Source organism: Geitlerinema sp. PCC 7407 (assembly GCF_000317045.1).
Classification (GTDB): domain Bacteria; phylum Cyanobacteriota; class Cyanobacteriia; order PCC-7407; family PCC-7407; genus PCC-7407.
Map to the genome: position 1 here is coordinate 3,660,330 of NC_019703.1, position 18,676 is coordinate 3,679,005.

Below are 18,676 nucleotides of genomic sequence, written 5' to 3' on the forward strand. Positions count from 1 at the left end.
CTGCCCCAACGTTCTGCGTTTTGGGTTAAGAAGCCCGAAAAATTAGAGATCATGACAAATTCAGAGTCAAAAAAGCGCGTTGTTGTTACTGGGCTCGGTGCAATCACGCCCATTGGTAAGACCCTCTCGGAATACTGGGATGGTCTTTGCAGTGGGCGCAATGGCATTGGGCCAATCACTCTATTTGATCCGTCCCGTCATGCCTGCCGCATTGCCGGCGAAGTCAAAGGGTTTGACCCACACGAGTACATGGACCGCAAAGAGGCCAAGCGCATGGATCGCTTTGCCCAGTTTGGGGTCGCTGCCAGTAAACAGGCAATCGAAGACGCGCAATTTGTCATTAACGACCTCAACGCGGAACAGGTGGGCATCATCATCGGTACCGGTGTGGGTGGCATCAAGGTCCTAGAAGACCAGCAAGAGATCTACCTCAGCAAAGGTCCCGATCGCTGTAGCCCCTTCATGGTGCCGATGATGATTGCCAACATGGCAGCGGGCTTGACCGCGATTCATGTCGGCGCCAAAGGACCCAACTCCTGCGCAGTGACGGCTTGTGCTGCTGGCTCGAATGCCATTGGCGACGCTTTTCGCATGGTCCAGGGAGGCTATGCCCAGGCCATGATTTGCGGTGGAACCGAGGCAGCGATTACGCCCCTCGCCGTGGCAGGCTTTGCGTCCGCACGAGCCCTGTCGACGCGCAATGACGACCCAGAGCACGCTTGCCGGCCTTTTGACAAAGACCGAGACGGCTTCGTGATGGGAGAGGGTGCAGGAATTTTGCTGCTGGAAGAGCTAGAGCATGCCTTGAGCCGGGGCGCCAAGATTTATGCCGAGATGGTGGGCTATGGCATGACCTGTGATGCCTACCACATCACTTCGCCGGTGCCCGGCGGTAGCGGCGCGGCTCGAGCGATCGAGCTCGCCCTCAAGGATGCAGGCCTACAGCCGGAGCAAGTGGACTACGTCAATGCTCACGGCACCAGCACGCCAGCCAACGACTCTACGGAAACCGCAGCCATCAAGAAGGCTATGGGCGATCACGCCTACAAGCTAGCCGTGAGCTCGACGAAGTCGATGACAGGACACCTGTTGGGAGGGTCTGGCGGCATTGAGGCGGTGGCAACGGTCATGGCGATCGCCAACGATCGCGTTCCTCCCACCATCAACCTTGCCGATCCCGATCCGGCCTGCGACCTCGACTATGTCGCTCACCAAAGCCGCGCCCAAACCGTGAATGTGGCCCTGTCCAATTCCTTTGGATTTGGCGGCCATAACGTCACCCTCGCCTTCAAAAAATATCAGTGACCTTAAAAAGCCGACGGTTGATGCTGCTATAAAAGGCTCAATCCGGCCTGGGGTTAGGGCGTCACAGAGCTGCACCTAGCCCCCTTTTGTTTGCTTGCCCGTCGATCCGGCTAATGGGATGATGGGAACTGTATGCGTACTGGGAGCCTTGAGCGCACCTAGGGACGCTGCCTACATCCGAGAATCCAGTGCCAACCCTGTAGTTCAGTAGAAGAGATCATGGCTGTCGCAACCCAATCCCTCGACGAACTCTGTATTAATGCAATTCGCTTTCTGGCCATTGATGCCGTAGAGAAAGCAAAGTCTGGCCACCCGGGGTTGCCCATGGGCGCAGCACCGATGGCTTTCGTGCTGTGGGATCGCTTCATGCGGTTCAATCCCAAGAACCCAACCTGGTTCAACCGCGATCGCTTTGTGCTGTCTGCGGGTCATGGCTGCATGCTGCAGTACGCCCTGCTGCACTTAACCGGTTACGACAGCGTCACGCTAGACGACATCAAGAGCTTCCGCCAGTGGGGCTCGCGCACCCCGGGTCACCCCGAGAACTTCGAGACCCTGGGCGTTGAAGTGACCACCGGCCCCCTCGGCCAAGGCATCGCCAACGCTGTGGGTCTGGCCATGGCAGAAGCTCACCTGGCTGCGCGCTTCAACAAGCCCGACAGCACCATCGTCGATCACTACACCTACGTGATCCTGGGTGACGGCTGCAACATGGAGGGTATCTCGGGTGAGGCTTGCTCCTTGGCCGGTCACCTCGGCCTCGGCAAATTGATCGCCCTCTACGACGACAACCACATCTCCATCGACGGCTCCACCGACGTCGCCTTCACCGAAGACGTTTCCAAGCGCTTTGAGGCCTACGGTTGGCACGTGCTGCACGTCGAGAACGGCAACACCGACCTCGCCGCAATCCAAAAGGCGATCGAAGAAGCGAAGGCCGTCACCGACAAGCCTTCGATGATCAAGGTCACCACCACCATTGGCTATGGCTCCCCCAACAAGGCCGACACGGCTGGGGTTCACGGCGCAGCGCTGGGCGGCGACGAAGTCAAGGCAACCCGTGAGAACCTGGGCTGGAACTATGAGCCCTTCAGCATCCCTGACGATGTTCTGGGCCACTTCCGCAAGGCAGTTGAGCGGGGCGCAAGCAATGAAGCTGAGTGGCAAGAGGCTCTGGCTGCTTACCGGACGAAGTATCCCGAAGAAGCCAAGGTTTTCGATCGCATCCTGACGGGCGAGCTGCCCGAGGGCTGGGACAAGACCCTGCCCACCTACACCAGCCAAGACAAAGGCGTTGCCACTCGGAAGCACTCCGAAATCACGCTGAACGCTTTGGCTCCGACCCTCACCGAGCTGCTGGGCGGCTCTGCTGACCTGACCCACTCCAACCTGACGGAGCTGAAGGTGAGCGGCGACTTCCAGAAGGGCGCCTACGAAAACCGCAACATCCACTTTGGGGTGCGCGAGCACGCCATGGGTGCTATCTGCAACGGCCTTGCCCTGCACACTCCGGGTCTGATCCCCTACTGCGCAACCTTCCTGGTCTTCGCAGACTACATGCGGGCAGCGATTCGTCTGTCGGCGCTCTCCCAAGTGGGCGTCATCTATGTGATGACCCACGACTCCATCGGTCTGGGCGAAGACGGTCCTACCCACCAACCGGTTGAAACCGTTGCGTCTCTGCGCGTCATCCCCAACCTGCTGGTGATGCGTCCTGCGGACGGCAACGAGACCTCTGCGGCTTACAAAGTAGCTGTGGAAAACCGGAAGCGGCCGACCCTGCTGGCCCTCTCTCGCCAGAACCTGCCCAACTACGATGAGACCTCCTTCGAGGGTGTCGCGAAGGGCGCTTACATCATCTCTGACAGCGAGGGAACCCCGGACATCATTTTGATCGGTACGGGTAGCGAGCTGCAGCTGTGCGTGGAGGCAGCTAAGCAGCTGCGCGGCGAAGGCAAGAAGGTGCGCGTTGTCTCGATGCCTTGCTGTGAGCTGTTTAACGAGCAGAGCGCTGAGTACAAAGAGTCTGTGCTGCCCAAAGCCGTGACCAAGCGCGTGGCTGTGGAAGCTGGCTCGACCTTCGGCTGGTGCCGCTATACGGGTAGCGAAGGCGCTGTGATCGGGATTGATCACTTCGGTGCCTCTGCGCCCGGTAATGTGTGCCTTGAGAAGTTTGGCTTCACGGTCGAGAACGTCCTGGCAACCGCCAAGCAAGTTCTGGGCTAGGGCGCTGATTTCTTGACGCGTCCCGAGTAATACTCGCGCATAAAACGCCACGACCTCGCGGTCGTGGCGTTTTTGTTGGCGATCGCGAGCCCCAACCCAAGGCAAGGTAAAGTTTCTCGACGAGGTCCAGCGTCGGGGAAAAAGTGTGGCAAGTTAAAGATGAGGGCTCTTGGTGTTGGATCGAAAACGCATCGGCCTGCTGGACTTGGAACTTTAAGCATGAGAGGCGGCGGCCCAAACATTCCGCGCGGGAATGGGGCGATCGCGCCTCTCACTCAGATTCAGGCGAAGGGCGATCGGTGCCTGTGATCGGCGATCGCGGCGTTTGTACTGGGAGGAAGCAATACTATGTTTTTGCAGCACAAGCCGACCAAAAATCTGGTCGAGGTTTTAAGCTTGCCAGATCTGTGGGACCCTTGCCAAACCACGATTTTGGGCCAGTTTCACGCTGGCGAAGAACTCCAAGACCCCGCTGTTTTCATCAAAGCTGAACTGATGTTTCCATCGGGTGAGGCCCTGCCGATCTGCTGGAAAGATCCGCACTATCGCGAGCGGAACATTCCCCTAGGGGCGATCGCCGCCGTTGGCTGATCCTCCCGAGAGCGCCTCGATCGAGCGGTGGGTGCCGCCGTGAGTGCCCAGTTGAGTCTGTCCCGGGTTCAGTTGAAGCGAGGGGCTCCCCACCAGGGAGCTCCTTGCTTCAACTGAACCTCTGATTTTTCACCGTCTTACCATAGGCACCAAAACCTTCTGGGCACAGCCTATACCTTTATGAACTACCCCAGCCTAAGAGGCCTGAGGTTTCTGTCGCTTCTTCGCCCCAAGTTGCCGCATACTTCCGCACGCGGTAGAGCTTGACGACTCTGCGACTGAAGAGGCAAGTTCCTTACCCCTTGCCCAAGCCAGATTGACTTGGGCGGCATTAACATCTCGGTCCTCAACATGATTGCAGTGAGGATTGGCGCAAACATGCACCCGGTCAGACAAGGTCTTGGGGGTCAGTTCCCAGCACTTTACGCAGCGCTGAGAGGGCTTTAGCTGCTGAGTGGGAGACTCGACATAGAATCCCCCGGCTTCAGCCAGCTTGTAGTCCAGGAACTGACCAATCATGCCAAAACCCACGGACAAAATAGAGCGGTTAAGCCCTGCTTTTTGACGGGTCTTGGACTTGCCCTTGCGGGTCATGTTTTTGACGTTCAGTTTTTCACCGGCCACTAGGCTATTACGGCTCACTATGTGGCTGGTGACTTGGTGAATCCAGTTCTCGCGCTGTCGGGCAACTTTGCGCTGTAGCTTCGAGACTTTTTGACGCTCACGCGTCCATCGGCGAGAAGCTTTGATCCGCTTCGTTCGGTTGGGAGCGCGCTTGCGTCTGAGTTTCTTCGAGGCTTGCTTGACCTGGATGTCCCCTTGCCGGATGAACTCAGGTTTGCTGATCTGCTCACCCGTGGATAGGGTGATGGCTTCTTTGCACCCCAGATCAATGCCAACAGAACCTTCTCCTGTAGACCGGGCTGGCTCACACTGCACGGTGATGGAGGCATACCATTTGCCGTGTCGCCAGAAGATCGTGCAGGTGGTGGGTTTGCCCCAGGTCCGAGCTTGTCCCCGCATCTTCAGGCTGCCAAGGTTGCTCAGGTTGAGAGAACCATGCAATCCACTAGTTTCGGCTTTCCAGCCGGACTTGCAGGGATAGGTCCAGCCTGCATAGCGGCGGGACGCTTTGAATCGGGGATATCCACCCAGTTTCTTGAAGAATCTCTGAAAGGCAAAGTCGACTCGCTTGAGGGTGGCTTGGAGAGCATGGGAGCCTAGCTCTTTGTACTCTGGCCACACTTCTTTGAAGGCGGGTAGGCTGTTTTGCTGCTCAAAGTAGTCAACGGCGTGGTTGAACTTCTGATACTGGGTTTTGCGGTTGGCTAACGCGGCGTTGTACAGCCCACAGTGCAGTTTCCGCCAGTAGTGGAGTTTGGACTCCTGCTGACGGGTGGGATAAAGCCGGTAGGTGATACGACGTGTTAGCATTCTCTCAGCATAGCTTGCCTATAGGTTGATGCAACCCAGTCGCAGAAAAGGATCTCACTCTGTTTTTTCTATTTACCTACACCTTGTTTTTGTGACCAAATACCGGCAAAAGGTGATTGATGACTCAATGCTGCAAACAATGACTGAGGTGTTTCAGCGAGTTTGTGTTGCTAACAAGAGCAAGGTGATTGAGGTTAATGGGGAGCCTGACCATGTCCATCTTTTGCTTGACTTGCATCCAGATAACAACATTTCTCAGTTGGTTGCGAGCCTGAAGGGGGCGTCTAGTCGTATTGTCAGAAAACAGCACTCAGAGAGGCTAGCAAGTTCTTACACAAAGCCTGTTTTTTGGTCGAGTTCTTACTATGTTTCTTCTGCGGGGGGCGCGCCGTTGGAGCGAATCAAGCAGTACATTGATGAGCAACCGGGGGTTAATTGACTGTTTCCGCTTTGCTCCAACAGTCGCGCTATCCTTCCCCACCCTTAAGAGGGTTGGGGACTGTCGCAGTTTAGTTCACAACGAAATAGCTGTTAACGAGGTCGTGCTCTAGTTGGTGGGCCTCCATTGCCGTAAACCCAGCATCCCGCAGCATCGCCATAGCAAGTTCATGGCCCCACAGGGTACCGAGGCCCATACCACCCGCCGACAGCGACACAGACATGCAGTGCATACACGAGATGGTGTACAGAAAAGGTGCGATCGCGTGATCTAGGTTGCCCTGGACGTGACTAGACCCACGAATCTCCTGCATCAGGTATGTCCCTGTAGGACGCAAAGCTCGATAGATATTTTGCAGCACAGCATCTGGATGGGCCTGGTCATGGATCGCATCGAAGGTGCAAATGAAGTCATATTGCTCTATCTCTCCTAGAAGGGCTGCATCTTGCACCTGAAACTCCAAATTTGTCAGGCCTAGACGCTCCGCCTCCGCCCGGGCAGCAGCGATCGTGTCTTGAGAAAAGTCATAGCCCCGAAAACGGCTTTGGGGGAAATGTCGCGCCAGCTTCATCAGCGCATAGCCATGGCCACAGCCAAGATCCAGCACATCAATTCCTCGCTCCAAATCCGCTCTCAGCCCTGGCACCAAAGGCAAAATCTGATCTTCTAGCGCTGCTACCACCGTTTGGCCACTATCCTCCGCCATGATTTGGTGGAAGCGGCCATAGGAGCTGTAGGGCACACCGCCCCCGCGATAAAAGCAATCAATGATTTGGTCTTCCACCGTCGCCAGCAGCGGAATAAACTGGGCCGTCACTGCCAAATTGTTGGGACTGGCAGAGCGCGTCAGACAGGCGGAGTGCTCTGGCGGGAGATAGTAGGTTTTGGCCAAGGCATCGTACTCCACAATTTGCCCCGTTACCATGGCCCCTAGCCACTCACGGACGTAGCGCTCATTGAGCCCGGCCGCAGAGGCAATGTGTGCGCTAGTCGACGGAGAAAGCTCAGCGAGGGTATCAAACAAACCTGTGCGATGGCCAATCGATATCATCAGCGCCAGGGCACCACTGTTGAGAATGCCCACCATCTGCTCAGCAAACGCTTCGGACTTGGCAAGATTCAACACGGAGGTCATGTTCTTGTACCAACTGGTTTGTTTTTAGTCCTACCGAAACTCTCCCAAAAATTCCAGAGTATTGCTGTGCTTTTTGACCTGACAAAATTAACAAGGCGGCTTTCTATTGGTCCAATTCTTTGAAAAATCGGTCTTTTAGTGGCCAGTTAAGAATTGAAACACTTGATTTAAAGACGCTTGATCCAAATCGCTTAGATTGCGTTAAGGCTCATTCAGAATTTCAGATGTCTGCGCTTTAGCCCAGAAAAACAGACTATCTAGTCTGTAAAATAGGAAGTCCCTCTCTCCGGGCAAGTCCCAGACGGTCACAATTTCCTCAAACATGTCAAAAAACGGTCAAGCAACGCGACAGCGAATTTTGGATGCGGCGGAAACGCTGGTCCTACAGCACAGCCTAGCGGGCACTTCCATTGATATGGTGCTAGCCCAGGCAGGCATCACAAAGGGGGCTTTTTTCTATCATTTCAAGAGTAAGTCAGCGCTGGCCGAAGCTTTGGTTGAGCGCTATTTGGCCCAAGAGACGCTGATGTTGCAAGAGCTGGTGCAGCGGGCTGAGCGCTTGAGTCGCGATCCGCTCCAGCAAGTGTTGATATTTTTGGGGCTGTTTCAAGAGGTGCTGGAGCAGGCCGACACTCAGGCAGGCTGCTTGGTGGCGTCCTATGTGTACCAGATGGCTGACTTGAGCGAAGAAATTCGGGCGATCGCCGCTCAAGGCTTTGCAGATTGGCGTCAGGACTTGAGTCAGCGCTTTGAAACTATCATGGCCCAGTATCCTCCGCGCTATCCGGTAACGGCGACGGACCTCGCCAATGGTTTTCTGGTGGTAGTCGAGGGGTCTTTGGTGCTGTTGCGGGTACTCCAAGAAGCTCAGCACCCCAGTCAGCAACTCGCCCACTATCGCAATTATCTGGAGCTGCTGTTTTTGCCCGATCGCTAGGGATTGGGACAGGCGATCGCCCCTCTGCCTCCCAGGCCGATCGCCGCAAAGGCAGCCCCTTTGCGAGGCTGCCTTTAGCCAAGGATCCCCCAGTGAAGGAATCTAGAAGTTGAAGGTGGTGCGCAGGGTGCCGATCACCACGTCGTCGCGATCGCCCGTAAATTGGCCCGGGTCCGTCAGCCAGATCACACCCGGCGTCACGGAGATATTGTCATTGAGCTGGTAGCGATAGAAGCCCTCAACGTGCAGGGACGTTTTGTTATCAATGCCGATGCTGCTAAGACTTGGGCCGTTGTCATAGCCGCCCAAGTAGGGCTGAACCCCCACGACGATGCCGCCCAGATTGCCTTCTTTGCCCAGGTCGGGAAAGGCTAGGCCCAGGCCGTAGTACCAGACCTCACCGTCCCGGATGCCGGTGCCAAAGGGATCTTTGACGATGCGGACATCGGTGTGGCCAAAGAAGCCATTCACCACGAACTTCGGGCTGAACTGGTAGGATGCCTGGACACCGTAGGAGTTGCTCACCGTCGGCGAGAGCTCGGCTGAGGGGAAGTTGGCCGGGATGGTGCCGGTGAGGGCTGTACCAATGCCGATGTCGAAAATCGGGTTGTTGCTGCGGTGGTAGCCGTGGACGTAGGTCAGGCCCAGCTGAAGGCGATCGCCCGGCGTCAGGGTCAACTGCGCCAGAGTTGCATAGTCGCCATTAAACAAGCCGCTACCCCCCTCTGGGCTAGCCGCGTTGTCCGCCAGATAGCCCAGGGAAAAGCCGATCGAGTCGTTGAGCTGGTAGGTCATGGCGGCTCCGGCCCCACCGCCAATGCGGTAAATCGGGCTCTCCTGACCAAAAGCGGAACTGGTGGAGCGCCCACCGTCAAAGTCTTCGAGATAGGGGTTGATGGTCGGCGCGTAGTCCGCGTGGGTGCCCCCCGCCGCGTCGATGTAGACCTGGAGCTTGTCGCTGAGGGGGAAAGAGTAAGAGAGCCATTCCAGGATTACGCCGTTCCCGGTGTCGCCGGGATTGAAAATCTGGGTGCTCTCTGCGGTGCTCGCTCCGTCTACCGAGGTCAGAGTGCCAATTCTAAACGGCGTTCCGTTCCCGGCGGCTAGGCGCGTATGCAGCAGGTCCCGGCCGGTGAAGCTGGACTGAAGGTCTAGACGGATCCGCTCTTGGAACACAACTTCGCTGTCGTCGGCCAGGTCGCTGCCAAAAGCGCCGCTGGCGGCAAAGATCGCCTCGCCCACCAGCTTGGTGGTGGTGGAGAACTGGTTGGCCTCTAGCTCGGCGGTGCGAGCCTCTAGGGAGTCGACGCGGCCCCGCAGGGTCGCTAGCTCTGCCGCAAATTCTTCTTGGAGCCGCTGCAAGGTGGCGAGGTCTTCGCGGGTGGCGAGGTCGGCCGTCCCGGCGGCAATGAGCTCATTTACGCGATCGAGGCAGGCATTGAGACCGGCGGCGAACTCGTAGCGGGTCATGGCGCGGTTGCCGCGATAGGTCCCGTCGGGGTAGCCAGCGATGCAGCCGTAGCGCTCGACCAAGGACTGCAAGGCCTGAAAGGCCCAGTCTGTCGGCTGCACGTCGGACAGTTGCGAAACTGAGGTGACCTGATCCATGGCCACGGGGTCAGCGGGCAGAGACTGGGCGATCGCCTCTGGAGCCGCAGGCCGGGGCGCAAACTCGGGGAGCTGGCCCGGGGCGATCGCCTCTGCTGTTTGAGCAATATCAGGAGCCACCTCCGATGGGAGTTGCGATGCGGGGTCTGAAGACACCTCCCAGGCGATCGCCCCCGGAGCCGCTAGCGCCGCCCCCGCCATCGACAGGCCCAGTCCCGTCACCTGCACAATCTTCGCGTTCATCATCCTCATTGACTCCTCAACACACCAATATGGCTGGTCTATTTTTTACCCCGGCTCCCAGGGATCTCAAAGAAGAACCCTCTAACCTCGGCAAAAATATATGGTTCCCCCAGCCTGCCTAAAGAAGCCGTGAATTTGGGCTGCTAGGCGCTGGGTTTTCCCACTCTACAGACCGTCTTGCCAGTCTCAGGGCGATCGCAGTTTTTCTTTGGATTGGTCAGCCGAGCGCATCAGGACACCCCAGGCGATCGCCCCCGGTCCGGACAGTCGACGAGCACAAGCCTTCGTAATCTGGACACTTCAGCAGTCCTTAGACACCCAAGCCGGGACCACAGCTGGCGGCAAACACTCCCGCCGGATTACGGTTTGCCCCAATGTCCGAAAGCCTTGTCCTGCCTAACATTGAAATCAATGAGCCCTTTGAACTTCTCCCCCCACGAGGTGACCCGATGGTGACGCAACTGCCTTGGGAAACGCTTTTCTATCCCGAAATCGGAGCTTCTCGCCGCGCCGTCGAGGCGTTTCGCAGAGCCCGACAGCCCAAAACCCAAATCGCTAGCTGGCAGCCCGCTCTGGAGCTGCATCACACCAGCGACGCCTTGATCCTGCGGGCAGAGCTCCCCGGCGTCACGGGTGAAGACCTCGACATCCAGGCCAGCCGCGATCGCGTCTTGATCAGCGGTCGTCGCTGCGCCCCCGAACAAGCTCCCGGAACCTCCATCACCTCCGAGCTGCGCTACGGCGCGTTTCAGCGGATTGTGGCGCTGCCTGTCGCTATCGAGCCCGACCACATCGAGGCCGATCTGAGCAATGGCATTTTGACCCTCACGCTGCCGAAGTACGCCGCTCAACGGCCCTCGATGGTGAAGGTGCAGATTACCGAATCAGCCACCCGCGATGACGGCGTGGTCGAACCTGATTCCGGCGATCGCCCCCCAGGGGCCATTCCCGTAGTGCTGCCAGCCTCCGAGGTCCCTACCTCCGCCGACAGCCTCGAAGATCCTTGGGCCGTCAGCACCTAGGGGCGATCGCCGAACCGCCCACTCCGAGGTTCGGTAACCCCCCCTTCAAGAGAAGACAAACCCTGCCCAATATAGATTCAGTGGTTTGGCTAGCGATGAACTCGATCAGCCTCGCCGTTAGCTAGGCGCTGAACCGTCCTACGAAACCCCTCAAAATTTTCAGACATTCCGGCTGAGTGACAGCCAAATAGTCGCATTGAATGGAGCCGAAACACCACCATGGCAAAAGTAGTTGGAATTGACCTAGGAACAACAAACTCCTGCGTCGCAGTAATGGAAGGCGGCAAGCCGACCGTCATCGCTAACGCGGAGGGGTTTCGGACGACCCCCTCAGTAGTTGCCTACGCGAAAAACGGCGATCGCCTCGTCGGCCAAATCGCTAAGCGCCAGGCCGTCATGAACCCCGAGAACACCTTCTATTCCGTGAAGCGGTTCATCGGTCGACGCTACGACGAAGTCACCAACGAACTCACCGAAGTTTCCTACAAGGTCCTCAACCTGAACGGAAACGTCAAAATCGATTGCAGCAACAAAGGCGAGCAGTACGCCCCCGAGCAAATCTCCGCCGAAGTCCTGCGCAAGCTCAAAGAAGACGCCAGCAAGTACCTCGGTGAAGAAGTCACCCAGGCGGTCATCACCGTCCCGGCCTACTTCAACGACTCCCAGCGCCAAGCCACCAAAGACGCTGGCCGCATCGCTGGCCTAGAGGTCCTGCGGATCATCAACGAGCCCACCGCCGCCTCCCTGGCCTACGGTCTCGACAAAAAGAGCAACGAAACCATCCTGGTCTTTGACTTGGGCGGTGGTACCTTCGACGTCTCCATCCTAGAAGTGGGCGACGGCGTCTTCGAAGTGCTCGCTACCTCTGGTGACACCCACCTGGGCGGCGACGACTTCGACAAGAAGATCGTTGACTACCTAGCCGAAGAATTCCGCAAGGCCGAAGGCATCGACCTGCGCAAGGACAAGCAAGCCCTCCAGCGCCTCACCGAAGCCGCTGAGAAAGCCAAAATCGAGCTGTCCAGCGTCACCCAAGCCGAAATCAACCTGCCCTTCATCACGGCAACCCAAGACGGTCCCAAGCACCTCGAGACCACCCTCACCCGGGCGAAGTTTGAAGAGCTGTGCGCTGACTTGATCGATCGCTGCCGCATCCCCGTCGAGAACGCGATGCGTGATGCCAAGCTCGACAAGAGCCAGATCGACGAAGTGGTGCTAGTGGGCGGTTCGACCCGGATTCCCGCAGTCCACGAGCTGGTGCGGCGCGTCCTGGGCAAAGACCCCAACCAGAGCGTCAACCCGGACGAAGTGGTCGCCGTTGGCGCAGCCATCCAGGGCGGCGTCCTCGCAGGCGAAGTGAAGGACATTCTGCTGCTGGATGTGACCCCGCTGTCTCTGGGCGTTGAGACCCTGGGCGGCGTCATGACCAAGATCATTCCTCGCAACACCACCATCCCCACCAAGAAGTCCGAGGTCTTCTCGACGGCGGTCGATGGCCAGACCAATGTGGAAATCCACATCCTGCAAGGTGAGCGGGAAATGTCCAACGACAACAAGAGCTTGGGAACCTTCCGTCTCGACGGTATTCCCCCGGCTCCCCGTGGCGTGCCACAGATCGAAGTGACCTTCGACATTGACGCCAACGGCATCCTCAACGTGACCGCCAAAGATAAGGGCACGGGCAAAGAGCAGTCCATCAGCATCACCGGCGCTTCGACGTTGCCGAAAGATGAAGTGGAGCGCATGGTCAACGAAGCCGAGAAGAATGCGTCTTCGGACCGTGAGCGTCGCGAGAAGATCGACCTCAAGAACCAAGCTGACTCCTTGTCTTACCAAGCCGAGAAGCAGATCGAGGAGCTGGGCGACAAAGTGCCTGAGGCTGAGAAGTCTAAGGTGAAGGCTCTGATCACCGACCTGCGGGCCGAAATTGGCACCGAGGCCGAGAAGAAGGAGCTCTCGACCATCGACTTCGATCGCGTGAAGACCCTGACGACCGAGCTGCAACAAGCGCTCTACAGCATCAGCAGCAACCTCTACCAGCAAGCAGCCGCAGCGGGTGGAGACGGCACGGGTGCACCGGGCGCAGATGCAGGCCCTTCTAGCGGCGGCACCTCTGGCGGTGACGATGTGATCGACGCCGAGTTCTCGGAAACCAAGTAGTCTTGTGGGGAGGGGCTCTACTCCCTCCCCGGACTCTAGACTTGGGGGAGCTGAGCGCTCTCGCTGGCTAGCGCCAGATACGACCTAAGCAATTTGTGAGCCCTGCTTGTGAAATTCACAGGCAGGGCTTTTTGGTGCTTTGGAATGCCAGCTAGGCCTTGGCAAAGTGCCACTCTAGGACTCGAATGGGCGCCTCCTGGAGAGCGGCAATGAGGGCTGCGTTGTCCTCGAAATGGAGCTGCGGCAGGTAGGTGGCTTCGACGTCTACGGTGAAGGCAGGCTCTTCGAAGGGCCAGGGCTCCACGGTGAGGCGATCGCCCATCTGGCGCAGATCGTAGCGCTGGCCTTGCAGATCTCGGGTGATTTCGAGAGCGCGCTGGCTGGCCGGAATCCGGCGCTGGGCCAAGATCAGCGAGAGGCGATCGCACCAGCGCATAAACTGGTAGGCCTCCTCTGCTGCCTCCTCAGACACCCCCAGGGCGCTGCGCCACTGCGCTTGTTGCTGGCGCTGCTCCTCCAGGAAAGCGTCCCAGTCCGGCGACGTGCCGGCGCGGGCCTGATGAAGAAAACAGAGGTGCCTGGAAATCAAGAGCGTGACCCAGCGGCCGCGATAGCGGGCGTTTTGGATGTGGGTCCGCAGCTCATCGATGGAGCTCTCGCCATCTAGGGTGAAGTCCAAAGGCGCTCCGGCAGCGGTGAGCTGATGCTCCTCAAATTCACGCTCCAAGTCGTCGTGGTGAGAAATCGCCGCGATCGTCTCATAAAAGCGAGTCGGGGCATTTTGGCGGCACCAGTGGCCGGCAATCTGGGCAGCCAGCAGGGCATGGGCGCGATGGTAAATCACTTCCCAGCCGTCTTCGAGCAAGTTCACAATCATGGGTCGTTGACCGGTTGACAGGGTTCAGTTCCCAGGATTACCGGCTCTAGGGCGATCGCCATCGGCTCGCAGAAAGAAGCCGCCCCCGGCGCTCGAGGGCGCCATGCCTGCCGCTAGACAGATTTGCCCAGAACCTGATCAAGCGGTTGATCGAGAAATTTGCTCAGAAATTTGCCCAGGGCCGCGGCCAAACCGCTAGGACCGTTTGCCCAGCAGCCAGTAGGTCATCATGTGGCCCTTGCCCTTGATGGGCACCATTCCCCGAGGCCGAAACTCATAGACGTCGCGCAGGCGCTCGTAGGTGTCAGTGGTGACCTGAATGCCGCCGGGCTCGCCCTGGGATTCCATGCGGCTCGCCACATTCACCGTGTCGCCCCAGAGGTCATAGATAAATTTCTTCTTGCCAATGACGCCCGCGACGACCGGCCCCGTGTTGATGCCGATCCGGAGGCGGAAGGGCTCGCCATTGTGGGTCTTCATGCCGCGAATACTGGTCATCATGTCGAGGGCCATATGGGCGATCGCCTCTGCGTGGTCCTCGCGAGGGCAGGGCAAGCCGCCAACCACCATATAGGCGTCCCCAATGGTCTTGATCTTCTCTAGGCCGTGGGTCTCAGCGAGATGGTCAAAGTTCGAGAAGATGTGGTTGAGCAGCGATACCAGCTCCGTCGGCGACACCTGGGCCGACAGCTCTGTGAAGTTCACCAAGTCTGCGAACAGGACCGTCGCTTCGGCGAAGCTGTCGGCGATGTTTTTTTCGTCCAGCTTGAGGCGCTCAGCGATCGGCTCCGGCAAAATATTCAGCAGCAGCCGCTCAGCGGTTTCCTGCTGGTAGCGCAGAGCCTCTTGCCAGATGCGGCGCTCCGTAATGTCGACCACCGCCCCCTCGTAGTAGAGGAGCTGCCCCGTCCCATCGCGCACGGCTCGGGCATTTTCGGAGATCCAGATCACGCTGCCGTCGCGCCGATAAATCTGGGACTCGAAGTTGGAAAGAGAATCTTGCTGATTGAGGATAGCAACAAACTCCTGCCGCCGCTGGGGATCGACGTAGAGCTGCTCTGCCACACTGGTCAGAGTCTGGATGATCTCCTCGGGGGAGTCATAGCCATAGATGTGAGCGAGGGCCTGGTTGACGCTGATAAAGCGACCATCCGCCGTGGTTTGGAAGATGCCCTCGATGGCGTTTTCGAAGATGCTGCGGTACTTTTCTTCGGCGGCGCGCAGGGCAGTCTCAGCGCGCTTGCGCTCGGTGATGTCGGTGAGGGTGCCCATAGAGCCAATCACGGCCCCGCTAGCATCGTGGACCGGCGTGCCATTGGCCAGCACCCACAGCAGCGTGCCGTTGAGGCGCTGATACTGGATTTCGTACTGGTCGCTGATTTCTTGGCGGCGGAGCTGGCGTTTCTCGGCCAGCAGGCGGCGATCGCGATCGCTCCCCACAAAGCGCTGCTCATTTTGGCCCAGGAGCGCCTCCCGAGGATAGTCCAGCAGCTCGCACACGCGATCGTTGACGAACTGGATCACCCCCTCGTTGTCCACGATCAGCAGGCCCTCATGCATCTGCTCGATCAGGGTGCGATACTTGGCCTCGCTGTCCCGCAGGGCCTGCTCAGACAGCTTGAGCCGCGTGACATCCCGCGCCACCCAGATCACCGTCTCACGAGACAGAGGTGAGACACTGGCCAAGAACCAGCGATCGGCTCCCTGGGTCGTGAGCTGATATTCTACGTTCAGTGTTTTTTGGTCGGCGATCGCCTTGCGAATGTAGCGCAGCTGCAGCGCCGCCAGCTCCGCCGGCACAATCTCAAACACCGTCCGGCCCACCTGATCCGCCGCTGGCTTCACCAGCAGCTCCGGATTGGTCGGCGCCACCTTGAGGCAGCGCCCCTCCGCGTCATAGACAAAAATCAGGTCCGTCATCGCGGCCACCAGGCCCCGCAGCTCGGCCTCGGACTGCTTTTGCTGGAGGGACACGCCCAGCTGCGCCGCCACCGCCGACACCAGCTCCACCAGCCGCTCATCCTGCTGGCGCGCCCGATGCATAAAGAACACCAGCACCGCCGCCACCCGCGCCGCGCTGCCCGGCGTTTCGGGCGTCACGATGGGCACCGCAAAGCCCGCATTCAGGCCTGCGGCCTGAGCTGCATGGGCTCGCTGGGGCAGCACGTTCGCCGCGTCCGCCACCTCCAAGATCCACTCCGGCTGCCGGCTTTGCCAGACCCGGCCCGCCAGCCCCTGGCCCGGCGCTGGGGTCATCTGGGCCGCCTGCTGCCAGAACTGCTCAAAGGCCTCGCGAGTCGCCCCGTCAGCATCGAGAGACGGTCGGCACCACATCGGCCCGTAGGTCAGCGCCGTCCCGTCAGCATTGGGAATCCACGACTCGCCCACGTCCCAGCCCGTGGTCTCGCAGACCTGGTGCAGCGCCATGCCCAGGGCATCGTGAAAGTCCGACGCCGCGTCGATCGCCTGGGTAATGGTCAGCAGCAGCTGTAGCTCTTCTTCGGCCCGCTTGCGGCCAGTAATATCTCGTGAGACCCAGATCACCGAGTCCTCGGTCAAGGGCGAAACCGTAGCGGCAAACCACACTTCCTGGCCGTTGATCGGCAGGGTGTACTCGACGCTGAGGGTTTCTTGGGTGGCGAGGGCCTCGCGGGTGTAGCGGAGCTGCAGGTCAGCGGATGCCTTGGGCAGTACCTCGTGGAGCAGCTTGCCCAGCTGATCTTCGGCGCGCCGGAAGAGGTTAAAGATCTTGGTAGGAGCGACTTTGAGGCATCGCCCCTCACGATCTAGAACGATAATCACGTCCTCCATGGCCGCAAAGAGCGCCTGCATTTCGGACTGGGCCGCCTGCAGCTCGCGGGTGCGCAGCTTGACCCGGCGATCGAGCTCTTCGTTGGCCAGAGCCAGGGTGGCAAAGGAGGCCTGGAGCTGCTCTCCCATCTGGTTGAAGGAATGGGCCAAGACTTCTAGCTCAGCCACGGGCTGGACGGTGACGGTTTGGTCGAGCTTGCCATTGGCGATCGCCCGAGAGGCCTCACTCAGCCGCAAAATCGGCTGGCTGATCCAGCGGGCCGTCGCCACTCCCAGGGCCGTCGCCACCCCCAAGGCCGCAAAGCACAGCAAAATCGTCGAGCGGGTGTTGTGATCGATGCGGGCCATGAAGTCCGTCTCCGGCACCGCCACCACGATCAGCCAGTCGAGACCGTAGCGATCGCGCCACGGCAGCACCTGAACATACTGGCGCACCGACTGGGACGTGCGAAACTCGACCTTCTGGGCTTGCGTGATGCGGCCCAGCCCGTTGTAGCGCTGCTGGAAGTACTCCGCCGTCGACTGAATCACCGGATCGCTACTCTGAATCGCCTGGAGACGCTGCGCCTCGCCCCGCACCAAACGGTAAGCAGGCTCCGAGCTAGAGCTCGCCACCAGCGCCCCCGATCGCTCCACAATAAAAATGCGCGCCGACGGACTCATCTGAATGCGGCGCAGGTACTGGCTGACCTGAAACAGCATGTGGTCAACGCTCAGCACCCCCTGCAACTCCCCCGCCGCGCCATAAATCGGGTAGTTGGCCGCCACCGATAGGACCTCTGGGCGATCGGTCCATTGGTAAATAGGGCTCCAGACCGGCTTTTTGGCCTGGACCGGTGCCTGATACCAGGCCTCAGCCCGCGCGTCAAAATCCTCCGCGATGCTCAGCAGGTTCAGGCGATCGCCGCGATCGCTGGTGCTGTAGGCATAGAGCTTCGACACATCCAGCGGATCCGACGTCGCCTGGACAACCAGCCGATTGTCGGAATAGCGCTCAACCCCCACAAACTGCCCATCCGGAAAGCCAAAGCTGATGTAGCCCACGTCAAAGGCTCGCATCTGCCGCCAAAAATACTTTTCGAGGCTGGCCGGATCCTGAAGATCCAGCATCCCCAGCTCCAGGGCATCGGCGTTGATCTGGTTGATTTGCGCGGGCGTGGCGAGATAGGCATCTAGGTGCTGGCGGACCCGCGAGAGCACTTCGCCCTGGAGCTGCGATACGAGGTCATCAACCGCCTGTTTGCCATTGCGCAGCGAGAGCCAGCCCGTCAGCCCCACCACCACCGAAATTTGCAGCAGGAAGGGCACCACCAAAATCAGGCGAATCGACGGCTTGCGCGATCGGCGGGGCCGCTTTTGGGGGGCAAGCGTTGGTGGCAGCGCTTTCGCAGAGGGGAGAGGCAGCAAACTCACAGCAGCAAACCATCCCGTTGACTCACACCCAGGGTGCAATCGCCCAAGCTTCCTTGCATCATTCCGCCCCTGTTGATTTCAAGACCCCAGTACGCCACACCTTAGTCCCGCAGCCGGCTCGGGCTCACGATCTTTCCACCTTTCCGGCTCGAACCATCCGTGGAATTGCGGAGCAACTGTTTTTCCATGACTCGGTGGTTAGTTAACAGTATATGGGCCAGTTATTCTTCTCCCCCAAGGGCTCAACCGGCTTTTCAGGAAAATCTTTAAGCACCCGCCATGAAAATGGAGCGCAGATAAAATAAAACCTTTAAGAAAAATTGCGGAGCTACAGCCGCTAAAAAGCACGTACCTAGGCGATCGCCCCCACAAAAGCAAACCCCCAGCCAGGGGCCGGGGGCAAATGGTGTGTGAGGAGTGAGGAACTTAACAGTATCTATAGCAAAACATTGGCATATGACAAGCAGGTGACAAG

The 18,676-nt window shown here is 58.9% G+C and carries 12 protein-coding genes; 7 read left to right on the forward strand and 5 right to left on the reverse strand.

Annotation, left to right across the window (positions count from 1 at the left end):
* The first annotated feature begins 51 nt into the window (after positions 1–51).
* The 3 genes from fabF to GEI7407_RS14805 all read left to right on the forward strand — a co-directional run bounded on the left by fabF (position 52) and on the right by GEI7407_RS14805 (position 4,122).
* Positions 52–1,305 (forward strand): beta-ketoacyl-ACP synthase II, encoded by a 1,254-nt coding sequence (gene fabF, locus GEI7407_RS14795; RefSeq protein WP_015173009.1) that lies wholly within the window; start codon positions 52–54, stop codon positions 1,303–1,305.
* Between the two features lie 219 nt (positions 1,306–1,524).
* Complete coding sequence (tkt, locus tag GEI7407_RS14800) at positions 1,525–3,531, forward strand: transketolase (RefSeq protein WP_015173010.1); 2,007 nt, start codon at positions 1,525–1,527, stop codon at positions 3,529–3,531.
* A 348-nt stretch (positions 3,532–3,879) separates the two neighbouring features.
* A complete protein-coding gene (locus GEI7407_RS14805) occupies positions 3,880–4,122 on the forward strand; it encodes a hypothetical protein (protein ID WP_015173011.1) in 243 nt (80 codons plus the stop codon).
* A 195-nt stretch (positions 4,123–4,317) separates the two neighbouring features.
* Here the strand turns inward: GEI7407_RS14805 and GEI7407_RS14810 are convergent, their stop codons facing one another.
* Entirely contained in the window at positions 4,318–5,556 is a 1,239-nt protein-coding gene (locus tag GEI7407_RS14810) for an RNA-guided endonuclease TnpB family protein (protein WP_015173012.1), read from the reverse strand.
* A gap of 28 nt (positions 5,557–5,584) precedes the next feature.
* Here GEI7407_RS14810 and tnpA point away from each other — a divergent pair, with 28 nt between their 5' ends.
* Positions 5,585–5,995 (forward strand): IS200/IS605 family transposase, encoded by a 411-nt coding sequence (tnpA, locus tag GEI7407_RS14815; protein ID WP_015173013.1) that lies wholly within the window; start codon positions 5,585–5,587, stop codon positions 5,993–5,995.
* A 70-nt stretch (positions 5,996–6,065) separates the two neighbouring features.
* On the opposite strand, the gene GEI7407_RS14820 is transcribed toward tnpA, so the two are convergent.
* Positions 6,066–7,130 carry a class I SAM-dependent methyltransferase gene (locus tag GEI7407_RS14820; protein WP_015173014.1) on the reverse strand — a complete coding sequence of 355 codons (1,065 nt, stop codon included), beginning with the start codon at positions 7,128–7,130 and terminating at the stop codon, positions 6,066–6,068.
* Positions 7,131–7,452: 322 nt separating this feature from the next.
* On the opposite strand from GEI7407_RS14820, the gene GEI7407_RS14825 reads away from it, so the two are divergent.
* A complete protein-coding gene (locus GEI7407_RS14825; protein ID WP_015173015.1) occupies positions 7,453–8,067 on the forward strand; it encodes a TetR/AcrR family transcriptional regulator in 615 nt (204 codons plus the stop codon).
* 102 nt (positions 8,068–8,169) lie between these two features.
* On the opposite strand, the gene GEI7407_RS14830 is transcribed toward GEI7407_RS14825, so the two are convergent.
* Positions 8,170–9,921: an iron uptake porin gene (locus GEI7407_RS14830; protein WP_015173016.1), complete on the reverse strand. Its 1,752-nt coding sequence runs from the start codon at positions 9,919–9,921 to the stop codon at positions 8,170–8,172.
* A gap of 446 nt (positions 9,922–10,367) precedes the next feature.
* Between GEI7407_RS14830 and GEI7407_RS14835 the strand changes: the two genes are divergently transcribed.
* The gene (locus tag GEI7407_RS14835) at positions 10,368–10,940 is read left to right on the forward strand and encodes an Hsp20/alpha crystallin family protein (RefSeq protein ID WP_015173017.1); all 573 of its coding nucleotides are present in this window, start codon (positions 10,368–10,370) and stop codon (positions 10,938–10,940) included.
* A 219-nt stretch (positions 10,941–11,159) separates the two neighbouring features.
* Complete coding sequence (dnaK, locus tag GEI7407_RS14840; RefSeq protein ID WP_015173018.1) at positions 11,160–13,100, forward strand: molecular chaperone DnaK; 1,941 nt, start codon at positions 11,160–11,162, stop codon at positions 13,098–13,100.
* A gap of 151 nt (positions 13,101–13,251) precedes the next feature.
* On the opposite strand, the gene GEI7407_RS14845 is transcribed toward dnaK, so the two are convergent.
* Together GEI7407_RS14845 and GEI7407_RS19690 are read right to left on the reverse strand one after the other, a co-directional pair.
* On the reverse strand, positions 13,252–13,977 hold the full coding sequence (locus tag GEI7407_RS14845) for a DUF3891 family protein (RefSeq protein ID WP_015173019.1): 726 nt from the start codon (positions 13,975–13,977) through the stop codon (positions 13,252–13,254).
* 195 nt (positions 13,978–14,172) lie between these two features.
* On the reverse strand, positions 14,173–18,201 hold the full coding sequence (locus GEI7407_RS19690; protein ID WP_015173020.1) for an adenylate/guanylate cyclase domain-containing protein: 4,029 nt from the start codon (positions 18,199–18,201) through the stop codon (positions 14,173–14,175).
* Positions 18,202–18,676 lie beyond the last annotated feature (475 nt).

What these genes read in the sequence shown, in the direction of transcription:
- GEI7407_RS14805 (WP_015173011.1), top strand. Translation starts at nt 3,880, where the DNA reads ATGTTTTTGCAGCACAAGCCGACCAAAAATCTGGTCGAGGTTTTAAGC.
- dnaK (WP_015173018.1), top strand. Translation starts at nt 11,160, where the DNA reads ATGGCAAAAGTAGTTGGAATTGACCTAGGAACAACAAACTCCTGCGTC.
- GEI7407_RS14845 (WP_015173019.1), bottom strand. Translation starts at nt 13,977, where the DNA reads ATGATTGTGAACTTGCTCGAAGACGGCTGGGAAGTGATTTACCATCGC.
- GEI7407_RS14830 (WP_015173016.1), bottom strand. Translation starts at nt 9,921, where the DNA reads ATGATGAACGCGAAGATTGTGCAGGTGACGGGACTGGGCCTGTCGATG.
- tkt (WP_015173010.1), top strand. Translation starts at nt 1,525, where the DNA reads ATGGCTGTCGCAACCCAATCCCTCGACGAACTCTGTATTAATGCAATT.
- GEI7407_RS14825 (WP_015173015.1), top strand. Translation starts at nt 7,453, where the DNA reads ATGTCAAAAAACGGTCAAGCAACGCGACAGCGAATTTTGGATGCGGCG.
- GEI7407_RS14810 (WP_015173012.1), bottom strand. Translation starts at nt 5,556, where the DNA reads ATGCTAACACGTCGTATCACCTACCGGCTTTATCCCACCCGTCAGCAG.
- tnpA (WP_015173013.1), top strand. Translation starts at nt 5,585, where the DNA reads ATGCAACCCAGTCGCAGAAAAGGATCTCACTCTGTTTTTTCTATTTAC.
- fabF (WP_015173009.1), top strand. Translation starts at nt 52, where the DNA reads ATGACAAATTCAGAGTCAAAAAAGCGCGTTGTTGTTACTGGGCTCGGT.
- GEI7407_RS14820 (WP_015173014.1), bottom strand. Translation starts at nt 7,130, where the DNA reads ATGACCTCCGTGTTGAATCTTGCCAAGTCCGAAGCGTTTGCTGAGCAG.
- GEI7407_RS14835 (WP_015173017.1), top strand. Translation starts at nt 10,368, where the DNA reads ATGGTGACGCAACTGCCTTGGGAAACGCTTTTCTATCCCGAAATCGGA.